The sequence below is a fragment of the Bacillus sp. FSL M8-0071 genome (assembly GCF_037975455.1).
Classification (GTDB): domain Bacteria; phylum Bacillota; class Bacilli; order Bacillales; family Bacillaceae; genus Bacillus; species Bacillus subtilis.
Window position 1 is genome coordinate 2,881,670 of the sequence record NZ_CP150256.1, and the last position, 25,665, is coordinate 2,907,334.

Below are 25,665 nucleotides of genomic sequence, written 5' to 3' on the forward strand. Positions count from 1 at the left end.
CCCTCATCCGAAGAAATATATCAATGTATGTTCATGTCAAAAACAGTGACAATCCTTGTTTGATTCTTCTTGATTCGTTTTTCTGCCACTCGAAAGAACCATTCGAATAAAACCGCTACAGCATAATAAACAATCGATAACGCAATGTAAACTTCAAGAGAATGGTTGCTTGAGGTAATCAGTGTTTGGCCCCTTCCGGACATATCCATAACACCTATTGAAAAAGCTAGAGATGTATCTTTTAAGGAACTGATCACCATGTTTCCCATATTCGGAAACGCCTGGACAAGTGCCTGGGGCAGAACGATTCGCCTGAAGGCCTGACTACCGCTTAAGCCAATACTGTACGCCGCTTCCGTTTGGCCTTTATCTACACTGCCCACCCCCGCTCGAATGATTTCTGCGGCTGCGGCTGCATTGCTTAACGCGTAGGTTGCGACAGCAGCATAAAACGGGTCCATTTTTGATGTATCAATCCCGATAAGCCCCGTAAGCGCCGGGATTCCGTAAAACACGATGAAAAGCTGCACCATGATAGGCGTTCCCCTGAAAAATGAGATATACACTTTTGCCAATTGATTTACAATTGGAATATTGTAGATGCGGGGCAGTGCCAGAAAGAGTCCTAATACAAAACCGAAAAGCAAGGACAGTGTTAAAATGTATAATGTAACCGGTAAATAAGCGGTTAACGTCGGCACAAAATCTCCAATCATGTTCATATCAAACGCTTTTTCCATCACTGCTCCCTCTCTTTTCACCTAATACTGCTCTTTGGAATAGTCGTCACCAAGCCATTTTAAACTGAGTTTTTTCAGCGTTCCGTCATCAATGATTTCCTGTAAGGCTTTATCAATATCGTCACTTAACGTTTGTTCATTTTTGTTAAACATAAAATACACTTTGGCATTTGAAAGCACATGACCGACGGTTTTTTCTTTAATAGCGCTCGTCTTGTTTTGAAAGTCTACTGCAAAAGGCGTTGAGATCGTTGCGTCCGCACGCCCCGATTTCAGCTGATTCGCAGTCTCATTTGCGCCTTGGCCCTCATAGGCAATCTCAAACGGCCGTCCATTATCCTCATTCCATTTTTTCAGTACAAGCGCTCCGTTGGAGGTTGCACTCGTAATCACCCGTTTTCCTTTTAAGTCTTCAATTCCACGGATCGTATCGTTATTTTGAAGCACAGTAATTTTTAAAGGAAAATGGTTGTAAGCAACCTTGTTAAACAGAAATTTTTTCTCACGCTCTTTGCTTTTCTCCATTTGATGTGCCACGATATCGACTTTATGCTGTCCGAGGCTGACAAGCAGGTTGGAAAATTCCATCGTTTTAAATGTGAATTTATAATGTGGCAGGCGCTTATCAAGCTCTTTGATCAGTTCGACATCATAACCGGTTAAATCGCCTTTTTCATCGATAAAGCAAATATTCGGAAATTGGGTTCCAGTTCCGACCGTGATCGTCTGTACCTTCTTTTGCCCGGCTCCCGTCGTTTGACTGCCTGCACCGCAAGCTGACAGAACTGTTATAAGCGAAAATAATATTGCCATGAATGCTGCTTTCGTTTTCATCTCATCGCCCCATTTATTTTTCAAAACTTGATTTTGAATAATCTGCCCCGAGCCATTTTCGGCTTAGTTTTTTTAGCGTTCCGTTTTTCTCCAGCTTTTTAATCGCTTGATCCGTGTCATCCGCCAAGGTTTGGCTGCCTTTATTAAACATAAAGTACACCTCGGTATCTAATAACACGTCACCGACTGTCTTTTGGCGGAAGGCGTGCGTTTTATTCTGAAAATCGACGGCAAACGGTGTAGCTATCGTTGCATCTGCGCGCCCGGTTTCAATTTGATTGGCGGTGTCATTGCTTCCCTGTCCCGCATATTTCAAATGAATCGGGCTGCCGTGCGTTTTGTTGTACTTTGTAATATAATCTGCCGCATTTGACGTGGCGCCAACTATGACTGTTTTTCCGTGTAAGTCTTTTAATGTATGAATCTTGTGATTATCCTCTTTCACCGTGATGTACATCGGCGAGTAGTTATATGGGACTTTATGATACAAAAAACGCTTTTCTCGTTCTTTATTTTTGGCCATATTGTGCGCAATCACATCAATTTTTTTATTTCCGAGACTCGTCAGCAAATTTGAGAAATCCATCGTTTTAAATTCAAATGTATATTGAGGCAACTCCTTATCGATGGCTTTCATCACTTCAATGTCATACCCGGTCAAATCGCCTTTTTCATTTAAAAACGCAATATTCGGAAAATCTTTTCCAGTGCCGATTATGACTGTTTGAGCCTGACGATCTGTTTTGTTATTTGTTTGCGAACATCCCCCGCCAAGTAATGCAAACACTGACAGCAGCAAAACCAATACTTTACGCTTATTCATAGGCTGCCTCACATCATGCCCAGCTGGGCGCACCTAAAAGCGTTGGGTTAAATCGTTCCGGAATCAGAACCTTGTGCATCATCACACCTATGTCCCCGTCTTTTTCCTGCTCAAAATACACTTCATACCCTCTCCTTCTGTACATGTCAGCAAGCCAAGGATGCTTGCGCGCGGATGTGCCGAGTGTCAGCGCAGGAGCCTTCAGCATATCTCGAAGCACTTTTTCTTCAACATACGTAAGCAGCTTACTTCCGGCGCCTTGCCCTTTATATTCCGGCAGTGTCGCAAACCACCACACAAACGGATATTTTGAAGGAGGCGTCTCACTCTCCCACGGGAACCTGATTGTAATCGTTGAAATCAGCTTCCCATCCCGCTCCAGCACAATCGCTGAATGATGTTCAATATTTTCTGATACCATTTGGATATCAGCTCTCGTGGATGGCCAATCAATATCCAGCTGCCGAATGGGCTGAAATGCGCTGTTAACCAGTTTCAACAGCTCCGATGCATCTTCAACAGTTGCCAGTCGAAAAATATCCTCACTCATTTTTGTCACTCCTCTTCACAAAATATATAATTCCTATTTGTTTACTAAGCTTTTATTGTTTATACTATAAAGCATACTCTGATCTTTGACTAATCAAAAAAAGTAAACCTTCACTTCAGTAATTTTAATGATGAAAAACAGGAGGGAGCACATTGGAGTTACGCTCAATCAAAACGTTTCATACGATTGTAAAATTTGGAAGCTTCTATAAAGCTGCAGAAATACTCAACTACTCCCAGCCGACGATATCGATGCGTATGAAGCAATTGGAGCAGGATTTAGGCGTACTGCTGTTTGAAAGAGGAAAAAGCCTGCAGTTGACAAAAGCAGGGAAGCTTTTTTATGAACGAACAGGAGATCTTTTGATGCAATACGAGGCGCTTAAACACAACCTCTCCGACTTAAAGGAAGAAGAGGCAGGCATTATCAACATAGGGGTTTCAGAGCCAACCGCCAGTCTGATATTCCCCGAGATTTTAAAGGATTTCTTAATGGATTACCCAAAGATAACGGTTAATATCAAGGTTGATGACGCCAATACCTGCAGTCAAAAGCTCTTAGACGGGACGATTGATTTTGCAATCTGCGGCGAGCCGGAGCTGATTCTTGAAAATTACTACCATCCATTTTTTTATGACACATTAAATGTGATTGTATCTGATCAACATCCGCTCGCTGAGAAGAAGGCTGTCCATTTGTCTGATTTAGCAGAAGAGCGCTTCATATTTACGCCCGCCAATTGCCCCATTCGCTTACAAATTGAACAGCATTTACATAGAGAACTCGGGAATCGCTACAAAAAAATGGAGCTCACAAGCAGCATGTCACATGAATATTACGTACGTGAAAACATCGGAATTTCAATCTTTACCAGCACCGCACATTCTAAACCGTTCAACGGCACTAAAGTCATTCCAATTCTGAACCTGGATATCACCCCGCCCATAGGGCTGTTGACAAATCAAAAAGAAGTTCATTTTGACCGCGCCACGAAGGACTTGATCGCCCGGATAACCAAACGTTTTCAGCAGCGCAGCAAAGAATTGGAAGGAACCTCTGATAAGACCATTACAGGATAACTGAAAAAATAAAAACCACCTCCTGATTCATCAGGAGATGGTTTCACGGTTTAAAGCTCGATCGTCTCACCGACCGACATGACTTTGCCGACTCCGCCCGGCAGGCTGTCAGCGAATGCTTCTGGGTCTTGTTCGATGACCGGGAATGTATTGTAATGCACCGGCACGACCTGTTTTGCGCGCAGCCATTCAGCAGCAAGCTTGGCGTCTTCAGGCCCCATTGTAAAGTTATCGCCAATCGGAAGGAAAGCAAGGTCGATATGATTCAATTCGCCAATGAGTTTCATATCAGAGAAAAGTGCCGTATCGCCCGCGTGGAAAATCGTTTTATCTTCTACAGTCAGCAAAATACCGGCAGGCATGCCTGTGTAAGTGATCGTTTTGTTTTCTTCATCTGTGATGGCTGATCCATGAAAGGCCTGTGTGAGCTTCACTTTTCCAAAATCGAACTGGCGGGAGCCGCCGATGTGCATTGGATGAACATTCAAGCCTTTCCAGCCTAAGTACACAGCGAGCTCGTTCGGGGCTATAACCAGCGCGTTATTTTGCTTGGCGATTTGTTCAGTATCACCGACATGGTCATTGTGGCCGTGCGTTAGTAAGATGACATCCGCTTTTACATCCTCCGGCTTTATATCCGTTAATGAATTCCCTGTTAAAAACGGATCAAAAATAATATGATGGTCCTTCGTTTCCACTGTGATTACAGAATGTCCGTGATATGTCACTTTCATTTCTTTCACCTCGTCACATGATTTTGATTTTTTTATTTTCCCTTTTTAAAAAGCTGAAAAACTTATGTTGTTTGATTCTTGTTAATGACATTGAGGCCACCGGTGGCTTCAATGACAGTCCCTGTCACAAGGTCTGAGTTCTCCTCACACAAGAAAGCGATAATCCGGGCGATATCCTCGCCTGTACCGGATCTTCCTATCGGCGTTTTTTCTTTGCCGATTCGCATTCTGGCTTCCTCTATCGATGCTTCTTTCATGTCGCCGACAATGTCTCCCGGGCAAACCATGTTGGCGGTTATGCCGAATTCGGCTTCTTCAATGGCAATTGTCTTCGTCAAAGAAGCCAAGCCCACTTTCGCAGCGCCAAATGCAGATCGGTGAAGCCAGCCGGGCGCGTGAGCCGCACCTTGGAATCCGTACGTAATGATGCGTCCAAATTGCTGTTTTCTCATAATAGGAATAACCGCTTTGAATAAATGAAAGACGGCGCTTAAATTTCCTTCCAGCATGCCATACCATTCATCATCAGTATAATCGGCTAACTTTTTACGTTCAAATATGTATGGTCCCGCGTTGTTAATCAAAAAGTCGATCCTTCCGAAGCGGTTTAAGGCAGCCTCTGCAATACGCAGCAGATCTTCTTTTTTGGTGACATCACCTTTTACAAATTGCAGCCGGTCAAGACAATCGGGACAGGCTTCCTTCAGGCGGCTGACTGCCTCCTCATCCTGTCTGTAATTGACTGTTACTGAATACCCCTTTGCAAGCAACGTTTCAGTCACTTTGCGGCCTAAACCCTTCGAACCGGCAGTAATTAAAGCATGTCGCACATGAATACCTCCCAAAGCAACGTCGCCGCTTTCAATAAAGTGTTTCTTCTTCTACTTTACTATAAAAGGCTTGCAATATCACTTTTTACACTTTGGCATACAAAAAAAGCTGCCTGTACAGACAGCTTATTCTGCAGGAGATGAAGACTCCTGATCAGGCATATCGACATAACCGCTTTGATACGCTTCTGAAATGAGCCTTGTTGTCTCCTGGCTTTCTTGTTCATCATAAATATAGCGTTCCGGTTCTTTTTTCATCATTCTGCCTCCCATCATTATAGAGGTAGGTTGGCTATAATGACGGGATTTTATGAAGGAAATTTTAACAAACTCCTGCTGCCACGCAAGCTTTCGCTTTTTCAAGCGCCTGCTTTACCTGTTTGAATCCGGTGCCGCCGGCGCTCATTCTTTTTTCAACTGCGTAGTAAGGGTCTAACACAGTGTAAATATCTTCTTCAAATAGTGTGCTCGCCTGCTGAAACTCGCCAAACGGCATATCGCTTAAATAGATCCCTCTTTCGATGCATGTGTACACAAGTTTCCCGACCACTTCATGCGCTTCTCTGAACGGCATTCCTTTTTTAGCTAAATAATCGGCCAGTTCCGTCGCATTTGAAAAGTCTTGTTTTGTTGCTTGCTTCATGACGTCTTTGTTTACAGTCATTGTTTGGATCATGCCTGTGAAGATTTGCAGGCTGCCCTCCACCGTTTTCACCGTGTCAAACATGCCCTCTTTGTCTTCCTGCAGATCTTTGTTGTAAGCGAGCGGAAGTCCTTTCATGATCGTAAACAGCCCCATCATATCGCCGTATACGCGTCCTGTTTTGCCGCGGATCAGCTCCGCCATATCAGGATTTTTCTTTTGCGGCATCATGCTGCTTCCTGTTGCGTACGTATCGTCAAGCTCGATGAATTTAAACTCCTGCGAGCACCATAAAATGATTTCTTCAGAGAAACGGGATAGGTGCATCATCAGCATACTGCTGTTGCTTAAAAACTCCAAAATGAAGTCTCTGTCGCTGACGCCGTCCAAGCTGTTTTCATAAATGGAATCAAAGCCGAGCAGTTCCGCTGAATAATCACGGTCAATTGGGAAGGTTGTTCCCGCGAGCGCCCCGCAGCCGAGCGGAGATTTGTTAATCCGCTTCATCGAATCCTGAAAACGCTCCTTGTCGCGCTCAAGCATCCAGAAATACGCAAGCAGATGGTGAGCGAATGAAATCGGCTGGGCGCGCTGCAAATGTGTGTAGCCCGGCAGAATCGTTTCAACGTTCGCTTCCGCCTTTTCGATCAGCGCACTTTGGAATGCCTCAATCAGCTCGATGATGTGGCCGACATGATTCTTCAAGTATAAATGCATGTCAGTCGCCACCTGGTCATTCCGGCTTCTGCCGGTATGCAGCTTGCCGCCAAGAGGACCGATTTCGTCAATGAGCATTTTCTCAATGTTCAAATGAATATCCTCATAATCGACTGAGAATTCCAATGCTCCCTCCTCTGCTTTTTGCAAAAGGGTATTCAGGCCCTCTCGGATTTTCAACTCTTCTTCTGCTGTCAGAATACCGCATTTTTTCAGCATGGCAGCATGCGCGAGAGACCCTGTAATGTCTTCAGCAACTAAATTTTGGTCAAATGATATGGACGCGCCGAACTCGTCGACCCATTTTTCCGGTGTTTTTTGAAATCGGCCTCCCCAGAGCTTCTTCATGCTTTAATCTGCTCCTTCTTTTTTACGATGCTGTTCACTTTTGTCGGAAGTCCCCAAAGCTCGATAAATCCAATTGCTGCATGGTGATCAAATGCATCGTCTTTTGTATATGTTGCAAGTTTTTCATCATATAGAGAGTATTCTGATTTACGTCCTTCTACAATTGCATGGCCTTTAAACAGCTTCACGCGGACAATGCCTGTGACATGCTTTTGCGTTTCTTTTAAGAAAGCGTGCAGCGCATCTTTTAACGGCGAGAACCATAAGCCGTTGTAAATGATCTCTGACATTTTTTGCTCGATGATCGGTTTAAAGTGGGCTACCTCTTTCACCAGTGTCAAATCTTCTAATTCTTTATGCGCTTTGATCAGTGTCATCGCACCAGGGCATTCGTATACTTCCCGGGATTTAATGCCGACGAGGCGGTTTTCCACGTGGTCGATACGTCCGACACCGTGCGCGCCCGCCATTTCATTCAGCTTCAAGATCAGCTCAGAAAGCGAGTAGGAAACACCGTCAATGGAGACAGGCACGCCCTGTTCAAATGCAATTTCAATCACTTCCGGCGTGTCCGGCGTTTTTTCCAGCGGAGCTGTTAAATCGTATGCACCTTCTGGCGGCGCCGTCCATGGATCTTCTAAAATGCCGCACTCATTGGCGCGTCCCCAGAGGTTTTGGTCGATAGAATACGGGCTGTCAAGATTGATCGGAATCGGAATGCCGCGGCTAGCCGCATATTCAATTTCTTCTTCACGTGACCACTGCCATTCGCGAACCGGCGCGATGACTTCTAGGTCAGGGTTTAATGATTTAATGGAGACTTCGAAACGAACCTGGTCATTTCCTTTCCCTGTGCATCCGTGGGCAATCGCCTGTGCATCTTCTTTTTCCGCAATTTCAACCAGTTTTTTCGCGATCAGCGGCCGAGATAATGCCGAAACAAGCGGATATTTTCCTTCATACATCGTGTGGGCCTGCAAAGAGATAAGCGCGTAATCCTGTGCAAATTCTTCTTTTGCATCGATCACGTAGGAGTTTGTCGCGCCGACTTCAAGCGCTTTCTGCTGAACAAATGCCAAATCTTTGCCCTCACCGACATCCAGGCAGCAGGCGATGACATTATATCCTTGCTCCTGAAGCCATTTTATTGCGACGGAAGTATCAAGACCCCCTGAGTATGCTAATACGACTTTTTTCTGTTCTGACATGATAAAAATCCCCTCTCAACCGTGTTTCTATTTTGTATAAAAATAAATTATATTTAATAAAAATACATTTTGTATGTATACACTTTAACAAGTACGTTTCGTTTTTTCAAGCCTTTTATAAAAAAAACTTCACCTAAATTTCAGGTGAAGTTTCATAGTATTTATTCATTTACTTGTCTTTTCTGATTTCTCTGACCACATGTGCAAGTTCGGGAATAATCAGCTTATTCATTGCCAGCTTTACTGCGCCGCTTGAGCCTGGCGTTGAGAAAACAGCGGTATGCTGAATGACGCCGGCAGTTGCTCTCGACATGATTGCGGCAGAGCCGATATCCTCTGTATAACTCAGCATCCTGAATATTTCTCCAAAGCCGGGCAGCTCTTTCGAAAACAACGGCGTTATGGCTTCAATAGTGACATCCCGATCTGCTATGCCTGTCCCTCCGTTTAAGAGTACCGCGTCTGTCTGTTCATCCATGCAGCCTGCAAGCACTGACCGCTGCAAAGCATCCTTTTCGTCTTTTACAATTTCATATGCAGAAATGTGATGACCGGCTTCTTCTAAAAATGAGATCATCAGCTTGCCGCTTTTATCGGTTTCCTCTGTCCTCGTGTCACTGACAGTAATCACTTTGCACCGAACGATATCGGGAGCTTCTTGTTTATGCTCTTGAACGCTCATAGGCCCACCTCTTTTATGTTTTCTGTCTGTCACTATCATGCATCAATAAAAAAGCACATTCAAGAGAATGTGCTTTCATGCGATTTATTTTGCTAAACGAACAACGTCGCGCGCAATCATGACTTCTTCATCAGTCGGAATGATCATGACTTTTACTGGAGAATGCGGATAGCTGATGAAAGCTTCCTCGCCGCGCACGTTATTAAGCGCAGGATCCCAGTATACGCCCATGAATTCTAAACCGCGAAGAACGCGTTCTCTGACTTCCACACTGTTTTCACCGATACCGGCAGTAAAGACGATCGCATCTACACCGCTCATTCTTGCAGCATAAGAACCGATGTATTTGTGGATTCTGCTTGCGAATACTTCAAGAGCCGTTTCCGCGCGCTCATTTCCTTCTTTCGTTGCTTCAACGATGTCACGAAGATCGCTTGAGAAACCGGAAATGCCGAGCAGTCCGCTTTTTTTGTTTAATGTATTCAATACTTCGTCAGCCGTTTGGCCTGTTTTCTCCATGATGTATGGAATCAGGGCAGGGTCGATGTTTCCAGAACGTGTACCCATTGCTACACCGGCAAGCGGCGTAAAGCCCATGGATGTGTCAATTGATTTTCCGCCTTCAACAGCCGCAATACTTGCTCCGTTTCCAAGGTGGCAGGAAATCAGGCGCAAGTCTTTTAACGGACGGCCGAGAAGCTCTGCCGCACGCTCAGTTACATATTTATGTGAAGTGCCGTGGAAGCCGTATTTACGGATGCCGAATTTTTCATAGTATTCATACGGCAAGCTGTACAGGTAAGACTGCTCAGGCATTGTTTGGTGGAATGCCGTATCAAATACAGCTACCGCAGGAACATTTGGAAGCACTTCTTTGAACGCTTTAATTCCAACGATATTTGCCGGATTGTGAAGCGGTGCCAATTCAGAAATATCTTCGATTTCCTTAATGGTTTCATCCGTTAATAAAACAGAATCGCTGAATTTTTCTCCGCCGTGAACGACACGATGGCCAATTCCGTCAATTTCATTCAAGTCTTTAATAATGCCGAATTCCGTTAACTTATTCAGCAGCATTTTAACAGCTACCGCATGATCCGGAATATCAGTTACTTCTGTATTTTTTTCGCCGTTCACAGAAATTGTGAATACGCTGTCGGCGATACCGATTCGTTCAACTAAACCCTTCGTTAAAACGGTTTCTGAAGGCATTTCGAAAAGCTGAAATTTCAAAGACGAGCTTCCTGCGTTAATTGCAATAATTTTGGACATGATTGACGCTCCTTTATACTCTGTATCAACAACTTCGTTTTCGTACTTTTTTCCCGGTGAATATCAACATCTTCTCCGAAAAATATCTGACTTTTCCATTTAAACATTGTCATGTCGGCTTTTCAAGTCAACTTGCGTATTGATAACGCTTACAATAAGAAGTCGTTATTTTCAGACACATTCCCTATAGGTTTTGTATTGATGAACGCTTACAATTTGCGGTTTTTCCCTCTGTATTTTGTGTTTCAAAGCTGGATTCAATTCGTCAAGTCCGGTCTTCAAAAGCATAAATAAAAGCAGCTTAGGCATCGACCTCATACGGCTGCCTAAGCTGCTTTTAAAACACTTACTTTTCTTTTTTAAACCATTCATCAAATTGAGCCATCATATCAAGCATCGCCTTTTGATTGGAGAAAGACGGAAGATTCGCAAGCAGAATTTGCCCCGGCGCTTTCGTATTCTCTCCTTGTTTCTGAAGCACAAGGATGCTTTTGGCATGAGCTTCGTCTTTAAAAATAGATTTTGGCAGCTGCAACAGTGCGTTGATATGAACCTTATCTTTGAAAAACTGTTTCAGCTTGCCGCTTTGGGAGCTCTCAAACAAATGATTCGGAATCATAAAAAATAAGTAGCCGCCCGGTTTGGTATGCTTGACGCTCTGTTCAATAAACAGATGATGAGCGAAGGAATGGCCTTCGTCAGCTTTGAGCTCAAACGCTTCTGCTCCTTCGTCATTCGGATAATAGCCGACTGGCAGATCACAAATGACCGTGTCAACTGGATCAATAAACAACGGCTCAAGGCTGTCCTGGTGGAAAAGCTCAAGCTCTTTTTTCAGAAGATTCGCTTGGGCATAGGCGATTTTCAAGAGCACATCATCAATTTCAATGCCAAAGCTGTTTGCCGTTTTTTCAGACAGCTGGTTCAGCACGGTAAACAGAAGGTTCCCAGTTCCCAGGGCTGGATCAAGAATGGTCAGTTCCTTTTTGTCCGCCATAAATTTATTCACCAAATAGCTGATGAAAAGCCCGATCGTATCCGGCGTCATTTGTCTGTTTGGATGGGAGATATCTTTCATTCCTTTAAGGACGGCAAGCTGAAAAGCCTTGCGTACCCACTCATGCTCATACGTGCCGAATTCCGCTTTTTCAAGCAGAGCCTGAAGTTGTTTGGTTTTCTGATCAGCAGGCAGTTTCAGCTGATCCGTTTTTTCAAGAAAATACATTTCTCCTGCTTCGGCCAGCGCCTCTATATATGAAATCTGCAATTCATTCTTTATCATAATCGCGGCTTCGTTTAACAGCTCATACACCGCACCTACATGGTCTTTTTGCATATTGTGTTCCTCCTTGCCATGAAAAAAGCTCCGGCGGCAGCCTGGAGCTTTTTTCCCTGCTTACTTCACTAATGCCTTAGCAGCCTCAATTGGCTTTTCATAGTTCGGGTGGTTTGTTGCTTCGCTTACATATTCAGCGTAAACGACTTTTCCATTCTCATCAAGGACAAATACGGAACGCGCAAGCAGACGAAGTTCTTTAATATACACACCGAACGCTTCGCCAAATGACATATCTCTGTGGTCAGACAGTGTTTCCACTTTGTCAATTCCGTTAGCGCCGCACCAGCGCGCTTGCGCGAATGGAAGGTCTGCACTGATTGTGTAGACGTTGACATCTCCAAGCTTTGCAGCTTCTTCGTTAAAACGGCGTGTTTGTGCATCACAAACACCTGTATCAATTGAAGGGATAACAGAAATAATCGTTACCTTTCCTTTCATGTCAGCTAACGATTTTTCTTCAAGGCTGTTAGTCAGCACTGTGAAATCAGGAGCTTGATCTCCTACCTTCACTTCTTGTCCGACAAGTGTAACCGGACCGCCTTTGAATGTAATTTCAGCCATTATAATTCCTCCCTTTTGTATGTATGTCTCTATCATAGTAAAGTTTCCTGCAAACTGCAAAGTTTATGCCAAAAAAAAGTTAACTGCGGCCAGCGCAGTTAACCTTTTTTTAATAATTCATATTGTTCATTTGGTTTTGATTTTGGCCCTGGCCTTGGTTCTTGTTATTTTTCTTGAACATTTGCTGGATGCGTTCGAGTGTTTGAGGGGCTGCGTCTAAAATTTTCTCTATTAAATGGGTATTTTCATCTAAATGAAGCATTCTGATGCCTGTCGATCCGACAATTAAAAACGCGATCGGCGTAATGGACACACCGCCCCCGCTTCCGCCTCCGAAAGGAAGTTTCTGTTCTCTTGTCTCATCGTCTTCCGATTTCTTTTCGGCCGGCTTTCCGCCAAACTCGCTTCCGCCTGCGGCGAATCCGAATCCAACTTTAGAAACAGTTAAAATCACACTTCCATCAGGCGTTTCTACTGGATCTCCGATGATGGTGTTAACATCAATCATTTCCTTCAAGTTTTCCATTGCGGTTTTCATTAATCCTTGGATGGGATGGTCTGCCATATACGCTTCCTCCTTAAACTGATGAATCATTCTTTGAAGTCATTCTAGCCGACGGATTCTTCTTTAATACGGATAGCTCCCGTCCGTATTTGACGAATTTGAAAGCTGCAAGCATAGCATGTCCAAAGCGAAAAAAGAATATACACTGAAAATGGGTCTTGGAAACAGGGACTTGAAACGACGGGATCACCTCATAGACAGGTTTATTCACAAAGTCCAGGTGGTCGTAGAGCATTGCTGCGATACCGCCCTTCACGCCCCATACAGCACCTGTTAACACACCTGTCACTGCCGCGTCCTGAATTCCGATTACTGTAACCCATTCTAGTTTTGTGATATGTAAATGCGCGAGAAAAGACGCGCTGATTTTCCGTAGTCTGGTGACCTGATGCAAAAGCATTTCGATTTTATTAATGCTTTGCTGCACATCGTTTTGTGTAATTTTTTTCTTTCCGCTGCTTTTTTTCATTTTGGATTCAGTTTTTTGTTTGATATCCACTGTTCCGTCTTCTTTGTTCACCTTAATCGCCGGGATTGTTTTTTTGATCCTTATAAGGCCAAACAGCGCCGTAATCTTCAAGGTCAATTTGTCATTATCATCGGCATGAAGATACTCCAGCGCAACATGGATTTTCATTCTGAGAAGCAGTAAGATCCCTATGAGAATAAGAATGGCTGTCAGTACATACACCATATTCTTCACTTCCTCTAGGAGCATTATCGCCAATTCCTAAAAAAATAAACCCGGACGGAAGTCCGGGTTATCGGTTATTTGCGGTATAATTTTTCATGCACCACGGTGGTATCCGCGATGTAATCATGAATCCCTTGTTTTGTAGGTGAAAAGGCAACAACGATATATAAAATCCAAATCTTATCAATATACCGTCCAACCACTTCACGAAAAATCACTGTACTCCATGTCAGCTTGCTATCTTGCTTCACAGAAACCACTTTGAGGCCGAACACCATTTTACCAAGCGTCTGCCTGAAGTATTTTGTCATTAGTGCGAAATAGGCAAGATACACAATAAGCGTTGTGACACTATAGGCCGAGAAGGTAAACATGCCGGATGTTTTCGGCAGATCCAATACGGTAAAGAGGGGTGAAACGAGCAAATGGTTTAATCCCCATATCACGAGCCAATCAAGCAGGAAAGCCCAGAAACGAACCCAAAAGCCAGCATAGGCATGTGTCAGCTGCTCCGCTTCTTGCGGGCCTTTGATGTCATTGCGCTCTAACTCTTCATATGTCGCGTCCATTATTGTTCCCTCCTACTTCGCATAGAGATACATCATTCTCGGCGAACCGGATTGCGATAGAATTTCTCTCATATTCAAAAAATCAATTTCACTTTTAAACATTTTGTTCGCGCCCATGGAAAACAGTGAGCCTAATCCGAAGCTTTCCTCATAAGAAATGACAGAGGCGTTTTTCAAATCCTTGTGATCCTTTTTCATGGCCGTAATGGTATCGTCATAAAAACCAAGCTCATCAACGAGGTTCAGTTTTTTCGCCTGCCGTCCGTCATACACGCGGCCGTCCGCAATTTTCTTTACCTCTGCTTTCGACATGCCGCGCCCTTTTGAAATGACATCAACAAAGCCTTCATACGAATTATCAACCATCGATTGCATGATGTTTTTTTCTTCTTTCGTCATTTCACGGGACGGAGACATAATGTCCTTATGGGCCCCGCTCTTAATCGTTTCAAAAGAAATGCCAAGCTTATCGGCAAGCTTTGAATAATTGACGCTTTCCATAATGACGCCGAGTGACCCGGTCAGGGTTTCCGGTGTCGCAAAAATCTTATCAGCCGCTGTTGAGATGTAATAGCCTCCTGATGCTGCCATCGAACCCATTGATACGTAAATCGGTTTTTTCGTTTCTTTTTTAATTTCTTCCAGTTTCTTATGTATTTCAGCACTTTCATACACTCCGCCACCCGGAGAATTCACCTTCAGAACGATACCTTTGACCGTCTTGTCATCTTTTGCGCGCTCAAGGTTTTTTAAGAACGTTCTGTGGTTATATCCGTCTGCACCAAGCAGACTGCTTGAGTCCCCATTATCCTGAATGGTGCCGCTGACCTCTAATACGGCAATTTTACTTGAGAGACTGCCGTTTTCCAGCGTCTTTTCCTGCGATTCATCCGTCAGTGATGTGAGATCCGTTTGAGCGCCTTTGACGCTTTCAAAGAAACTCATAGAGATGCTGACGATAATAGACACGCCGAAAATCCCCAGAGCAATCACTAATGCAATCCATCTTTTTGCATTCATTTTTTCTCCTCCTTTTTCCTAAACTCTCTCATTATACGATTCAATATGAAAAATGTTTCACTTCATGAGAAAGCTCCGGCTTAACGGGCTGCCGGCAAACGTGGTACACTTATGGCCAAAGGTATTTTATCACAAATACTGGATGGCAGAAAAACTTAAATATGACAGCAAAGGGGAAATGGGATATGACCGATCAACGCCGTAATGTTTATTTTTTTCACAAACAGGATCAGGAAACGAACGAACAAGCCCGCTCGTTAACACAATTGGCGGAAGAGCATGGATTTACCGTTGTGAACCAGCACTCAGACGCTAATATTATCGCTAGCATTGGCGGGGACGGCACATTTTTGCAGGCAGTCAGAAAGACGAATTTTCGTGATGACTGCTTGTACGTCGGCATTACCAAAAAGGGGAAAGCTCATTTATATTGCGACTTTCATAGTGATGAGCGAGAAAAAATGGTCGATGCAATGACGTTTGAACAAATTGAAGTGAGAAAATACCCGCTGATTGAAGTGACAGTGGATCATGCCAGTCCTTTTCACTGCTTAAACGAGGTATCCATCCGCTCAAGCATCATTAAAACCTTTGTGATGGACGTGCTGATTGACGATCTGCACTTTGAAACGTTTAGAGGTGACGGAATGATTATCTCAACGCCTACAGGGAGCACCGCCTATAACAAGTCTGTTGCAGGAGCGGTTGTTGATCCGCTGCTTCCATGCATGCAGGTATCAGAGCTTGCATCCCTTAACAATAATACCTACCGGACACTCGGCTCGCCATTTGTCCTCAGCTCTGACCGAAAGCTGACCCTTCGTGTGGTGCAGGACGGCAACGAACACCCAATCATCGGCTTGGACAATGAAGCACTCAGCACGAGAAATGTGAAAACGATCGAAATCAAACTGTCTAATAAGAAAATCAAAACAGTCAAACTAAAGGACAATTCATTTTGGGAAAAAGTGAAGCGTACTTTTTTATAGAAAATAAAAGGACAGGCTGCTGCCTGTCCTTTTATGATTTCTCATATACAATCTGGCCGTTAATCACGGTTTTTTTAATATCTAAAAGATGAAGCTGTGCGGGGTCAATGGCAAACGGATCACCACTGAGAACTGTAAAATCCGCATCATAGCCTTCCGCAATTTTTCCGCGTGACTTCTCTTTATAAATGATACCGGCGCTACCTTCTGTATAAAGCTTTATCGCTTCATATACAGGTAAGCATTCACTTTCATTATAGCTTGGCCCGTTTTGCTCATGACTGCTTTTCCTGAGGACCGCGGACTGGATCCCTAGAAGCGGGTCAACAGACTCAATCGGGGCGTCTGAACCGCCCGCGCATAAAATGCCTTTAGATATGAGGGTTTTCCAGGCAAATGCAGTCTTCATCCGGTCTTTTCCGAGACGGTCAATGACCCACGGAAAGTCGCTTGCAACGAAGTGCGGCTGAAGGTCAAGTGCGATCGGCATGCGTGCTGCTCTCTCGATTAATTCGTTATCAAGCACTTGAGCATGAATAAGCCGATCATGCCGGCCGTTTTTGGGCGGATGCTTTTCTATTGCGTTCAGCACTTTTTCAAAAGCAAGATCGCCGATTGCATGAACAGCAACCTCCATCCCTTTTTCTCTCGCTTTGCGAATGAGCCGGCCAAGGGTTTCGTCATCGTGAACCTGAACACCATTTGTTGATGGATCATCCTGATATGGTTCTTTCAATAAAGCCGTTCTCCCGCCAAGCGCCCCGTCCGCAAAGATTTTCATAGCACCGAACTCCACATACGGGCCGGACAGCTTCTCCAGCTGCTCCCATCGATCGACAGCTTCATGATGAACGAGCAAATGGCAGCGGAACGGATACTTTCCGCCAGCAACAGCTTTCTCATAAGCTTTCAACGGCACCGAAACATCACCATAATAGGACAAGTCTTCCGAATGACCGCCCGTCAGGCCTTTTGTCCAGCAATCCTTTATTGCAGCCGTTAATGCCTCATCAACATAGTGCTGAGAGACTGGCGGGACAGCCTTCAGAATTAAATCCTGCGCCTTATCAAACAGGAGTCCGGTCGGCTCGCCATTTGCATCTTTTACGATGACTCCGCCGTCAGGATCAGGAGTATTTCTTGAAATTCCAGCTGCTTGAAGAGCCGCAGAATTGACAGCTATTGCATGCCGGCATATACGCTTGAGCAAGACGGGCCTGTCAGGAAACAGGCGATCAAGATCATGCTTAGTCAAGTAGTCAGGTGTCTCAAACTGATTTTCATTCCAGCCCTCTCCAATGAGCCAATCGTTTTTAGGAAGCTGCCGCTCTCTTTCCTTCGCAGCCTGTAAAATTGAATCTTTCGACGTCAGTGCGGACAGATCGAGCTGAAGCTGTTTCTCACCGTGGCCGATCAAATGTAGATGGCTGTCAACAAAACCGGGGAACATCACTGCTCCGTTCAGGCTGATTTCTTCTGTTTCCGGCGACCCGTACTTTTCCTTCAAACGTTCATAGCTGCCGGTGCCTTTTATGACACCATCCTCAACATAAACTGCCTCAGTCCGATCGCCTTCTTTGAGCATCGTATAAATGAAACCGCCGTGCCATATCGCCTTCATTCACGTTCACTCTCTTTCTTTACGCCTTTTTATTGGCTTTGAGCTGTTCTTCACGTTTTCTTAATTCCACTCGTCTGATTTTTGCAGAAGCCGTTTTCGGCAGGCTTTCCACAAATTCAATTTCTCTAGGATATTTGTATGGAGCGGTAATCGTCTTCACATGGTTTTGCAGCATTTTGACAAGCTCATCACTGCGTTTTTCATGATTTTGCAGGACAACATATGCCTTTACGATGGAGCCTCTGATTTCATCAGGGCTTGCGACAACAGCACATTCTTTTACTTCTGGGTGCTTAACAAGCGCGTCTTCCACCTCGAAAGGCCCGATCGTATAGCCGGAGCTGATAATAATATCGTCATTTCGGCTTTCAAACCAGAAGTAACCTTCCTCATCTTTTCTTGCTCTGTCTCCCGTTAGGAAATAATCGCCGCGAATTTGTGTTTTCATTCTTTCTGGATCTTTAAAATACTCTTTAAAGAGCGCAGGCGTACTGAGGTGAACAGCGATATCGCCAACCTCACCAGATTTGCAGATTTCACCGTCTTCATTTATGATCTCCACCTGATTTCCCGGTGTCGGTTTTCCCATGCTTCCCGGTTTAATAGGCGTATCTTTCAAAACACCAACCAAAAGCGTGCTTTCTGTTTGGCCATATCCGTCCCGTACCTTAATGCCAAAGTGCTTTTGGAAAACATCAATGACTTCACGGTTGAGCGGCTCACCTGCGGAAACAGCGCTGTGCAGGGCAGAAAGATCAAAGCGGTCCAAGCCCTCGACCTTCGCCATTAAGCGGTATTCTGTCGGCGTGCAGCAGAAAACATTGATTTTGTAGCGATTTAAAAGCTCTAGATATTTTTCTGCTTTGAATCTGCCGTGGTACACAAAACCGGTTGCTCCGCTGCCAAGCACCGCTAAAAACGGACTCCATACCCACTTTTGCCAGCCAGGGGCAGCAGTTGCCCAGACAATATCCTTTTCAGAAATATCAAGCCAAGCGCCGGCAGAAGTTTTTAAATGAGCAAATGCCCATCCATGTGTATGTACAACACCTTTCGGCTGACCTGTTGTCCCGGATGTATAAGATAAGAAAGCCATATCATCTCTTGTTGTGTCAGCTGTTTTAAATTGGCTTCCGTCCGCTTCAATTGATAAGAGGTTTTTCCAGCCGGCATCATTTTCACCAATAGACAGTGTAATCAGTTTGTCAGTCGTACTGACATCCCGGAAAGCGCCAATAAATTCTGAGTAGACGATAGCGCCTTTTACCTCTGCATGTTCAATCCGGTATTCAAGATCTTTCGCGCGAAGCATTTCGGAGCACGGAATGACAACCATTCCTGATTTCAGGATAGCCAAATAAACGGCATAGGCTTCAAGCACCCGCGGAACCATTACAATCAGCTTGTCTCCCTTTTTAAATCCAAGATCAGCTAAGGCCGCTCCGATTTTATTTGTTTCTTCCATCAGCTTTTCATACGACCAAGATTCTTGCTTGCCCGACTCGTCCTCCCAAAGAAGAGCGGTTTTTTGTCCAGCAGCACTGAACTTTTCCATTTCATTCACTAAATTATATTGCACAGGGGCAATTAAATCTTCACGTTTTAACACGAACAACTCCTCACTTTCTCCACCCATTATACATAAATACAGGCTCTTTCCGTAAGGATATGCCTAAAAGCAACCTCTGTAAACATAGATTTTATAGGCCGCTGGTCCTTTTTTATATGTAAAAAATGAAAAAGAGTGGGGATACCCCCACTCCTAAGCCATTATGTGAAATTGTAAATTAGAATTGTCCTCCGCCCATGTTTTGTTGAGCAAAAGATACAAGACGTTTTGTGATCTCTCCTCCAACAGAACCGTTAGCGCGAGAAGTTGTGTCTGCTCCAAGGTTTACACCGAATTCAGAAGCGATTTCTAATTTCATTTGGTCGATCGCTTGAGCAGCTCCTGGTACTAAAAGGTTGTTGCTGTTACCTGAGTTATTGTTAGCCATGTGTCTCACCTCCTTGTGAGTATAGAATGTGTCAAAACACATGGCTTCATTCAGAAAAACTTTGGTAATTGTATACAGGAGCTGAAAATTGATTTAAAAGAGTTCAGCGAATTTATCGTTAGCTTCTTGTTCGCTATAAAGGGTCATTGTCTCAATGTTATCTACCGCTTCTTGAATATACGGCTCGAAATCAACAAAGCTTTCAAAGTGTTCAATTTTCTCTTTTTTAGGGCGTGTTTTCGGGCTTGGCGGTGTAAAGATCGTGCAGCAGTCTTCAAACGGCTGAATACTTGTCTCATATGTGCCAATTTCCCGTGATTTTTCGATGATTTCTGTTTTGTCCATGGCGATTAGCGGACGCAAAATCGGTGTTGACGTCACCGCATTAATTGCATACATGCTTTCAAGCGTTTGGCTCGCTACCTGACCGAGGCTTTCTCCCGTAATAATGGCAAGCCCGTTTCTCTTTTCTCTGATTCTGTCGGCTATCTGAAGCATGAGGCGGCGGGTTGCCGTCATTGTGTAATTTTCAGGAATTTGTTTTTGAATGAGCTCTTGCGTTTTTGTAAATGGAACAATATGAAGTGTCATGCTTCCCCCAAAACGGGACAGACATTTCGCCAGATCCATTACCTTTTGCTTTGCGCGCTCGCTTGTGTATGGCGGGCTGAAGAAATGAACAGCTTCTACCGACAATCCCCGTTTCATCGCATAAAAACCGGCAACAGGGCTGTCAAAACCGCCAGAAAGCATCAGCATCGCTTTTCCTGCTGAACCAACTGGCAACCCGCCTGCACCTTTTTCATCACGAATTGTCAAAAATGTTGCTTCTTCCCTGATTTCGATTCTGAGCGGGATGTCTGGGTTGCGAACATCGACCGTCAATCCTTCTGTATTTCGCAAAATATGGCCGCCGATTTCAGCGTTCATTTGGTTTGTATCTAATTCAAATTGCTTATACGCTCTCTTTGTCGCGACTTTAAACGTATCACCTGGTTTATACTGATCTTTGATAGCCTTTAGTGCGGTTGCCTTAATATCATCAAGGCGGCTGTCACACTTAATTGCCAGGCTGAAGCTTTGAATCCCAAACACTTGCTTTAAATGAGGAAAAAGAGCCTCAGGATCCTCTCCATTTAATGTAATCGTCATACGATCCCTGTTGGAAAAGTATTTTAAATTCGGATAGTCTTTCAAAACGAGTCTGATGTTTTGTTTTAAGCGCTCAATAAAGCTTTTTCTGTTTTTGCCTTTGGTCGAAATTTCCCCAAAACGAATTAATATATGATCGTAATTCATGTTCTACCTCATCATTTCCCTTAATTTTTTGATACCAGGACGAAGCGCGTTCATAAACGGTTCTGCCACATCGCTTGTCTGGCTGTAATTTAAACTGATTCTGATGCTGCTTCCGGCAATCTGCTCTCCTTTGCCCATCTCTAAGAGAACTTTACTGGGCTTATGTTCTTTTGCCGAGCAAGCCGATGTTGTGGAGACGAATATATCCTGTTCCTCAAGCATGTGTAAAAGCACTTCCGCTTTAATCCCCGGTACAGAGAAATTAATAATGTGCGGCGCGCTATTCATTTGAGGCGTGTTGATAACGACGCCCTCAATTTCACTCAGCCTTTTCATAAACAATTCCTTTGCGGCAGTCATCGTGTCAAGCCGTGTGTCAAAATCAGCAGAGGCAAGATTAATGGCCTTGGCAAGCGAAACCGCACCAGCAGTATGTTCTGTTCCGGCCCGTATGCCTTTTTGCTGAGAGCCTCCCGTTATGAGCGGAATAAGGCGTGTTCCCTCTTTTACAATAAGTGCGCCTGTCCCCTTTAGGCCGTGAAATTTATGCCCCGAAATTGAACATAGATCAATGCCGGCCTTTTCAATTGCCAAGGGCACTTTATAGATGCCCTGCACATAATCGACGTGGAACAAAATGTTCGGGTGCTTCTTCAGCACTTCCCCTGCCGCTTCAATCGGCTGCACGGAACCGACTTCATTGTTCACATGCATCATGCTGACAAGCACGGTATCGGGACGGATGGCTGCTTTTAGATCTTCAATAGAAACAAATCCGTCTTCATTCACAGAAAGATAAGTGATATCAAACCCGAACAACTCTTTCAGCTGTTCTAACGATTCCGTAACGGATGGATGTTCAATAGAAGTGGCAATGATATGTTTGCCTGTTTTTATCTTTGACAAAGCCGCTCCTTTTAAAGCCGCATTATTGGCTTCTGTGGCGCCTGACGTAAATACAATATCATATTTTTTTAGGCCTAAGGACCTTTTGATTTGATTTTTGGCTGCTTGAAGCAGCTGTTCCGTTTCGGCTCCATATCGGTGCAAAGATGAAGGATTGCCAAAGTATCGGCTGCTTGTCTGTTCATATACGTTCAAGACTTCATCGTAAGGCTTCGTCGTTGAACTATTATCTAAATATATCATCTTTTTTACTCCTTTATGAAAGCGGTACAAGGTATGATATTTATGTTACCATAACAAAATTTAATAGAAAATTACGAAAAACTAGTATTGACTTCTAATTTTTTTACCATATAATAAGATTTGTTCGTTTCGTCATATTATCTGACAATTAATTGACAGAATATTTTAACATAATTATTAGGAGGATTTTTTTCATGAAACACTCACTGCCTGTCAAAGATACCATTATTATTGGTTTCATGCTATTTGCGTTATTCTTTGGAGCAGGAAATATGATCTATCCGCCGGAACTTGGACAAGCAGCCGGACACAACGTCTGGAAGGCCATCGGCGGATTTTTACTGACAGGGGTAGGCCTGCCGCTTCTCGGCATTATCGCCATCGCATTAACTGGTAAGGACGCTAAAGGCCTTGCTGACAAAGCGCACCCTGTTTTCGGCACAATCTTTACTGTCGTGCTTTATTTATCAATCGGACCATTATTCGCCATCCCGAGAACAGGAACTGTTTCATATGAAATTGGCGCTGTTCCGTTTTTGACTGGCGTACCAGAAAGACTTTCTTTATTAATATTTACACTTATCTTTTTCGGCGTTACGTACTATTTAGCGTTAAACCCATCCAAGGTTGTCGATCGAGTCGGAAAAATTCTGACTCCCATCAAATTCACGATTATTTTAATCATTGTTCTCAAAGCCATCTTCACGCCGATGGGCGGATTGGGCGCCGTGACAGAAGCATATAAAGGAACACCGGTTTTTAAAGGATTTTTAGAAGGCTATAAAACAATGGACGCACTTGCTTCAATTGTATTTGGCGTTGTCGTTGTAAATGCTGTAAAAAGCAAAGGCGTTACACAGTCTAAAGCTCTTGCTGCAGCCTGCATTAAAGCAGGTGTGATTGCCGCTTTAGGCCTGACTTTCATTTATGTATCCCTTGCTTATTTAGGTGCAACAAGCACAAATGCCATCGGTCCTGTTGGTGAAGGAGCTAAAATTTTATCTGCGTCTTCCCATTATTTATTCGGTTCATTGGGCAACATCGTACTCGGAGCAGCGATTACAGTCGCATGTTTAACAACAAGCATCGGCCTTGTCACATCTTGCGGCCAATATTTTTCAAAACTTATTCCGGCATTATCATATAAAATTGTCGTTACGATTGTCACGTTATTCAGCTTGATCATTGCGAATTTCGGACTCGCGCAAATTATCGCGTTTTCTGTTCCTATTTTATCAGCTATCTATCCGCTTGCCATTGTCATTATCGTTCTTTCCTTCATCGATAAGATCTTTAAAGAAAGACGCGAAGTGTACATCGCATGCTTGATCGGTACAGGACTTTTCAGTATTTTAGACGGTATCAAAGCAGCCGGTTTTTCACTTGGATCTTTAGATGCGTTTCTAAATGCGAATCTTCCTCTTTACAGCCTCGGCATCGGCTGGGTGCTTCCAGGAATCGTCGGAGCGGTTATCGGCTATGTGCTGACCTTATTCATCGGACCATCCAAACAGCTTAATGAAATAAGTTAATGTCACAGAACGCCTGCGTTATTGCGCAGGCGTTTTGCAATGAAAAAAAGAGCCTGCTCATTACACTGCGGGCTCTTTTTCATAGTCGTGATTATCTAAGCGGATATGTCTGCTTTGATTTTTTCAACTGCACCTGGCGCAGCCTTTTCTACAGCGGCAGCTGCAATTTCATAAGAGTCGTCATAATCAAAAGCATAAAAACGTCTTTCCGCTTCTTTCAGCTGTTCAGATAAAATATGATTCTGGCTTCTGAACCGGTTTCCGAACTGAATGATTTTTTCAATGAGGATGACCTGCTCGACAAGTTCCTCTGATTCCCGGCTTGCCCTGTTGACGATATCTTCTGCTTGTTTCAAATGGGCTCCGGCTTCTTCCATATTTAATGGAAGTTCGTTTAGTTGATTGACTGTTTCTTGAATATGATGATGCGCGTTCTCCAGCATCTCTTGAATATGGCTCGGAATGCCTGGAATGTTGCTAGTCTTCAGCAGTCTTGCTGTCTCAGAAATTGTTTTTTTCAAATTGCTGAGCGTCTCCCTCGCCTGAAGCTCTTCTTTTCTCAGCGCTTGCAGATTTTCACGATACTCGGCATGCTCTTTTTTCACTTCTTCAATTTGCTTCTCTATTGAAGCAACTTCTTCTACTAAAAGTGAGTAGGCGACATGCTCTGCATCAAGCTTATCTTTAACGGATGATAGCAGCTTTCCAATTTCATCAAGGCGCTTTTCAAAAGCCTGCTGTTTGCCGAGCTCACCGGCTGTCAGCCTGTAGCTTTCCTTCACCAGCTCAGTTTCCGCTTTCGTATGCTCTTTCTCTTCTTTAAGCTTGTCGTAAGCAATAATCAATTCAGGCATTTTGCTTAGTACGGATTGACCGGCTTCAACTTCGCCCTCCAGCTGCTGATAAACAGATTGAATATTTTCGTCAATGAGCTGCAGGATTGCGGACGCTTCATCAATATCCAGTTCAGTCATCAGGACATGTTCCGCTCGTTTCAGCTGGTTTGACAGATTTTCTAATTCCTTATCAAGCTGGATATGCTCAAGCTTGTACCCTTTTTCTTTCATTTCGCCATAGCCATCCTTGAGCTTTGCAATCTGTCCGGGCACCGTCTGTTTACAGTCAGCTAACAGCTTCGGCACATCATCTATGTATGACTGAAGCCGTTCAAGATTGCGGTCCTGCTCAAGCAGTACTTTTCGTGCAGTAATATAGTTTCCGCCTTCTGTTTCTTCTTCAAATTGTTTGATGCCGCTCCAAATTTCGTCCAGATCCTTTTCAAGGCTGTCATAAAGCTCCCCGTAAAGGTGGCTGTAAGCCAGCAGGTTTTTTCGAGATTTCGAATAGCGCTCCCTCACCTGTTCAATCTCTTCACGGCTCTTTTCCTCACTTGTGACAAGATCGCTGATTTCCCGAAGAATCTTTTCAATGCTTGATTCAGCCGCTGTCAGCAGGTCGTCGATATGAACGAGCACTTGATTGGCCTTTTTAAACCGGTATTTGTCTGCATTTTCCTCGGCATCATAAAGGAGCTCTTCAACTTTCGGCATGTGGGCTGTGACAATCTCATCCCATTCTTCACGCCACTTCTCAAAGAACTCTTCTGTCTGACCCGTCATTTTTAAATGTTTTATTTTAGACATTTCTTCCACGATCGACCGATTCAGAATTTCAATCTTCCACGATTCCAGCCGGTCGATTTCGGCGTAGATTTTTTTCCTGAAAAAGTAGCCTGCCGCAAACAGCGCAAGCAGTACAATTAATAATCCAATGACAAACTCCATAATGAGCCCCCTTGCTGTTTACCTTAATCTGTCAGGGTGTTTTATTTATTCAGAAAGATTTCAGGATATGTATTGAGAAAAACTGT

At 43.9% G+C, this 25,665-nt stretch carries 27 protein-coding genes; 3 read left to right on the forward strand and 24 right to left on the reverse strand.

Annotation, left to right across the window (positions count from 1 at the left end; translation table 11 throughout):
* Positions 1-20: 20 nt before the first annotated feature.
* The 4 genes from tcyL to snaA are packed head-to-tail and all read right to left on the reverse strand — an operon-like array spanning position 21 to position 2,947.
* Positions 21-740, reverse strand: coding sequence for a sulfur-containing amino acid ABC transporter permease TcyL (gene tcyL / locus MKX71_RS14970; RefSeq protein WP_004399112.1), 720 nt, complete (start codon positions 738-740; stop codon positions 21-23).
* Positions 741-761: 21 nt separating this feature from the next.
* Positions 762-1,574, reverse strand: coding sequence for a sulfur-containing amino acid ABC transporter substrate-binding protein TcyK (tcyK, locus tag MKX71_RS14975; RefSeq protein ID WP_029726404.1), 813 nt, complete (start codon positions 1,572-1,574; stop codon positions 762-764).
* 13 nt (positions 1,575-1,587) lie between these two features.
* Complete coding sequence (tcyJ, locus tag MKX71_RS14980) at positions 1,588-2,397, reverse strand: sulfur-containing amino acid ABC transporter substrate-binding protein TcyJ (protein WP_339231274.1); 810 nt, start codon at positions 2,395-2,397, stop codon at positions 1,588-1,590.
* Positions 2,398-2,410: 13 nt separating this feature from the next.
* Positions 2,411-2,947, reverse strand: coding sequence for an N-acetyltransferase SnaA (gene snaA / locus MKX71_RS14985; protein WP_015251464.1), 537 nt, complete (start codon positions 2,945-2,947; stop codon positions 2,411-2,413).
* Positions 2,948-3,099: 152 nt separating this feature from the next.
* Between snaA and ytlI the strand changes: the two genes are divergently transcribed.
* A complete protein-coding gene (gene ytlI / locus MKX71_RS14990; protein WP_151262371.1) occupies positions 3,100-4,026 on the forward strand; it encodes a LysR family transcriptional regulator YtlI in 927 nt (308 codons plus the stop codon).
* Between the two features lie 50 nt (positions 4,027-4,076).
* Here ytlI and MKX71_RS14995 read toward each other — a convergent pair whose 3' ends face one another.
* The 14 genes from MKX71_RS14995 to sppA all read right to left on the reverse strand — a co-directional run bounded on the left by MKX71_RS14995 (position 4,077) and on the right by sppA (position 15,208).
* Entirely contained in the window at positions 4,077-4,760 is a 684-nt protein-coding gene (locus MKX71_RS14995) for a metal-dependent hydrolase (protein ID WP_003245964.1), read from the reverse strand.
* Positions 4,761-4,822: 62 nt separating this feature from the next.
* Positions 4,823-5,590, reverse strand: coding sequence for an SDR family oxidoreductase (locus MKX71_RS15000; protein WP_004398521.1), 768 nt, complete (start codon positions 5,588-5,590; stop codon positions 4,823-4,825).
* Positions 5,591-5,716: 126 nt separating this feature from the next.
* Positions 5,717-5,851 (reverse strand): hypothetical protein, encoded by a 135-nt coding sequence (locus tag MKX71_RS15005; RefSeq protein WP_004399018.1) that lies wholly within the window; start codon positions 5,849-5,851, stop codon positions 5,717-5,719.
* A 61-nt stretch (positions 5,852-5,912) separates the two neighbouring features.
* A complete protein-coding gene (gene argH / locus MKX71_RS15010; protein WP_257435804.1) occupies positions 5,913-7,298 on the reverse strand; it encodes an argininosuccinate lyase in 1,386 nt (461 codons plus the stop codon).
* Complete coding sequence (locus MKX71_RS15015; RefSeq protein ID WP_015251460.1) at positions 7,295-8,506, reverse strand: argininosuccinate synthase; 1,212 nt, start codon at positions 8,504-8,506, stop codon at positions 7,295-7,297. The genes argH and MKX71_RS15015 overlap by 4 nt, the downstream gene beginning before the upstream one ends.
* 169 nt (positions 8,507-8,675) lie before the next feature.
* Positions 8,676-9,188, reverse strand: coding sequence for a molybdenum cofactor biosynthesis protein B (locus MKX71_RS15020; RefSeq protein WP_120028476.1), 513 nt, complete (start codon positions 9,186-9,188; stop codon positions 8,676-8,678).
* Between the two features lie 84 nt (positions 9,189-9,272).
* A complete protein-coding gene (locus MKX71_RS15025) occupies positions 9,273-10,460 on the reverse strand; it encodes an acetate kinase (protein WP_167408359.1) in 1,188 nt (395 codons plus the stop codon).
* 171 nt (positions 10,461-10,631) lie between these two features.
* Positions 10,632-10,835 (reverse strand): hypothetical protein, encoded by a 204-nt coding sequence (locus MKX71_RS15030; protein ID WP_123372909.1) that lies wholly within the window; start codon positions 10,833-10,835, stop codon positions 10,632-10,634.
* Positions 10,807-11,796, reverse strand: a complete 990-nt coding sequence (locus MKX71_RS15035) for an N-6 DNA methylase (protein WP_003229346.1) — start codon at positions 11,794-11,796, stop codon at positions 10,807-10,809. The genes MKX71_RS15030 and MKX71_RS15035 overlap by 29 nt, the downstream gene beginning before the upstream one ends.
* 60 nt (positions 11,797-11,856) lie before the next feature.
* Complete coding sequence (tpx, locus tag MKX71_RS15040; protein WP_003223506.1) at positions 11,857-12,360, reverse strand: thiol peroxidase; 504 nt, start codon at positions 12,358-12,360, stop codon at positions 11,857-11,859.
* Positions 12,361-12,469: 109 nt separating this feature from the next.
* Positions 12,470-12,925, reverse strand: a complete 456-nt coding sequence (ytfJ, locus tag MKX71_RS15045) for a GerW family sporulation protein (RefSeq protein WP_003223504.1) — start codon at positions 12,923-12,925, stop codon at positions 12,470-12,472.
* A 13-nt stretch (positions 12,926-12,938) separates the two neighbouring features.
* Positions 12,939-13,619, reverse strand: a complete 681-nt coding sequence (locus MKX71_RS15050) for a DUF2953 domain-containing protein (protein ID WP_339231277.1) — start codon at positions 13,617-13,619, stop codon at positions 12,939-12,941.
* Between the two features lie 74 nt (positions 13,620-13,693).
* A complete protein-coding gene (locus MKX71_RS15055) occupies positions 13,694-14,188 on the reverse strand; it encodes an RDD family protein (protein ID WP_014477652.1) in 495 nt (164 codons plus the stop codon).
* Positions 14,189-14,200: 12 nt separating this feature from the next.
* The gene (gene sppA / locus MKX71_RS15060) at positions 14,201-15,208 is read right to left on the reverse strand and encodes a signal peptide peptidase SppA (protein ID WP_015714516.1); all 1,008 of its coding nucleotides are present in this window, start codon (positions 15,206-15,208) and stop codon (positions 14,201-14,203) included.
* Positions 15,209-15,393: 185 nt separating this feature from the next.
* Here sppA and MKX71_RS15065 point away from each other — a divergent pair, with 185 nt between their 5' ends.
* A complete protein-coding gene (locus tag MKX71_RS15065; protein ID WP_014477655.1) occupies positions 15,394-16,197 on the forward strand; it encodes an NAD kinase in 804 nt (267 codons plus the stop codon).
* 31 nt (positions 16,198-16,228) lie between these two features.
* Here MKX71_RS15065 and MKX71_RS15070 read toward each other — a convergent pair whose 3' ends face one another.
* The 5 genes from MKX71_RS15070 to MKX71_RS15090 form a co-directional block, all read right to left on the reverse strand.
* Positions 16,229-17,818, reverse strand: coding sequence for an amidohydrolase (locus tag MKX71_RS15070; RefSeq protein WP_339231278.1), 1,590 nt, complete (start codon positions 17,816-17,818; stop codon positions 16,229-16,231).
* A 19-nt stretch (positions 17,819-17,837) separates the two neighbouring features.
* Positions 17,838-19,427 carry an acyl--CoA ligase gene (locus tag MKX71_RS15075; protein WP_029726411.1) on the reverse strand — a complete coding sequence of 530 codons (1,590 nt, stop codon included), beginning with the start codon at positions 19,425-19,427 and terminating at the stop codon, positions 17,838-17,840.
* A gap of 178 nt (positions 19,428-19,605) precedes the next feature.
* The gene (sspA, locus tag MKX71_RS15080; protein ID WP_003223491.1) at positions 19,606-19,815 is read right to left on the reverse strand and encodes an alpha type acid-soluble spore protein SspA; all 210 of its coding nucleotides are present in this window, start codon (positions 19,813-19,815) and stop codon (positions 19,606-19,608) included.
* A gap of 93 nt (positions 19,816-19,908) precedes the next feature.
* Positions 19,909-21,114, reverse strand: a complete 1,206-nt coding sequence (thiI, locus tag MKX71_RS15085) for a tRNA uracil 4-sulfurtransferase ThiI (RefSeq protein WP_003229326.1) — start codon at positions 21,112-21,114, stop codon at positions 19,909-19,911.
* A 3-nt stretch (positions 21,115-21,117) separates the two neighbouring features.
* Entirely contained in the window at positions 21,118-22,263 is a 1,146-nt protein-coding gene (locus tag MKX71_RS15090) for a cysteine desulfurase family protein (RefSeq protein WP_014480560.1), read from the reverse strand.
* Positions 22,264-22,457: 194 nt separating this feature from the next.
* Between MKX71_RS15090 and brnQ the strand changes: the two genes are divergently transcribed.
* Positions 22,458-23,795: a branched-chain amino acid transport system II carrier protein gene (brnQ, locus tag MKX71_RS15095; RefSeq protein ID WP_017695726.1), complete on the forward strand. Its 1,338-nt coding sequence runs from the start codon at positions 22,458-22,460 to the stop codon at positions 23,793-23,795.
* A gap of 95 nt (positions 23,796-23,890) precedes the next feature.
* Here brnQ and ezrA read toward each other — a convergent pair whose 3' ends face one another.
* A complete protein-coding gene (ezrA, locus tag MKX71_RS15100) occupies positions 23,891-25,579 on the reverse strand; it encodes a septation ring formation regulator EzrA (protein WP_003229320.1) in 1,689 nt (562 codons plus the stop codon).
* Between the last annotated feature and the right edge of the window lie 86 nt (positions 25,580-25,665).

What these genes read in the sequence shown, in the direction of transcription:
- MKX71_RS15035 (WP_003229346.1), bottom strand. Translation starts at nt 11,796, where the DNA reads ATGCAAAAAGACCATGTAGGTGCGGTGTATGAGCTGTTAAACGAAGCC.
- MKX71_RS15070 (WP_339231278.1), bottom strand. Translation starts at nt 17,818, where the DNA reads ATGAAGGCGATATGGCACGGCGGTTTCATTTATACGATGCTCAAAGAA.
- sspA (WP_003223491.1), bottom strand. Translation starts at nt 19,815, where the DNA reads ATGGCTAACAATAACTCAGGTAACAGCAACAACCTTTTAGTACCAGGA.
- MKX71_RS14995 (WP_003245964.1), bottom strand. Translation starts at nt 4,760, where the DNA reads ATGAAAGTGACATATCACGGACATTCTGTAATCACAGTGGAAACGAAG.
- tcyJ (WP_339231274.1), bottom strand. Translation starts at nt 2,397, where the DNA reads ATGAATAAGCGTAAAGTATTGGTTTTGCTGCTGTCAGTGTTTGCATTA.
- ezrA (WP_003229320.1), bottom strand. Translation starts at nt 25,579, where the DNA reads ATGGAGTTTGTCATTGGATTATTAATTGTACTGCTTGCGCTGTTTGCG.
- tcyK (WP_029726404.1), bottom strand. Translation starts at nt 1,574, where the DNA reads ATGAAAACGAAAGCAGCATTCATGGCAATATTATTTTCGCTTATAACA.
- MKX71_RS15055 (WP_014477652.1), bottom strand. Translation starts at nt 14,188, where the DNA reads ATGGACGCGACATATGAAGAGTTAGAGCGCAATGACATCAAAGGCCCG.
- snaA (WP_015251464.1), bottom strand. Translation starts at nt 2,947, where the DNA reads ATGAGTGAGGATATTTTTCGACTGGCAACTGTTGAAGATGCATCGGAG.
- ytfJ (WP_003223504.1), bottom strand. Translation starts at nt 12,925, where the DNA reads ATGGCAGACCATCCCATCCAAGGATTAATGAAAACCGCAATGGAAAAC.
- MKX71_RS15065 (WP_014477655.1), top strand. Translation starts at nt 15,394, where the DNA reads ATGACCGATCAACGCCGTAATGTTTATTTTTTTCACAAACAGGATCAG.
- MKX71_RS15050 (WP_339231277.1), bottom strand. Translation starts at nt 13,619, where the DNA reads ATGGTGTATGTACTGACAGCCATTCTTATTCTCATAGGGATCTTACTG.
- MKX71_RS15015 (WP_015251460.1), bottom strand. Translation starts at nt 8,506, where the DNA reads ATGTCAGAACAGAAAAAAGTCGTATTAGCATACTCAGGGGGTCTTGAT.
- MKX71_RS15025 (WP_167408359.1), bottom strand. Translation starts at nt 10,460, where the DNA reads ATGTCCAAAATTATTGCAATTAACGCAGGAAGCTCGTCTTTGAAATTT.
- argH (WP_257435804.1), bottom strand. Translation starts at nt 7,298, where the DNA reads ATGAAGAAGCTCTGGGGAGGCCGATTTCAAAAAACACCGGAAAAATGG.
- tpx (WP_003223506.1), bottom strand. Translation starts at nt 12,360, where the DNA reads ATGGCTGAAATTACATTCAAAGGCGGTCCGGTTACACTTGTCGGACAA.
- sppA (WP_015714516.1), bottom strand. Translation starts at nt 15,208, where the DNA reads ATGAATGCAAAAAGATGGATTGCATTAGTGATTGCTCTGGGGATTTTC.
- brnQ (WP_017695726.1), top strand. Translation starts at nt 22,458, where the DNA reads ATGAAACACTCACTGCCTGTCAAAGATACCATTATTATTGGTTTCATG.
- MKX71_RS15090 (WP_014480560.1), bottom strand. Translation starts at nt 22,263, where the DNA reads ATGATATATTTAGATAATAGTTCAACGACGAAGCCTTACGATGAAGTC.
- MKX71_RS15020 (WP_120028476.1), bottom strand. Translation starts at nt 9,188, where the DNA reads ATGAGCGTTCAAGAGCATAAACAAGAAGCTCCCGATATCGTTCGGTGC.
- MKX71_RS15005 (WP_004399018.1), bottom strand. Translation starts at nt 5,851, where the DNA reads ATGATGAAAAAAGAACCGGAACGCTATATTTATGATGAACAAGAAAGC.
- thiI (WP_003229326.1), bottom strand. Translation starts at nt 21,114, where the DNA reads ATGAATTACGATCATATATTAATTCGTTTTGGGGAAATTTCGACCAAA.
- tcyL (WP_004399112.1), bottom strand. Translation starts at nt 740, where the DNA reads ATGGAAAAAGCGTTTGATATGAACATGATTGGAGATTTTGTGCCGACG.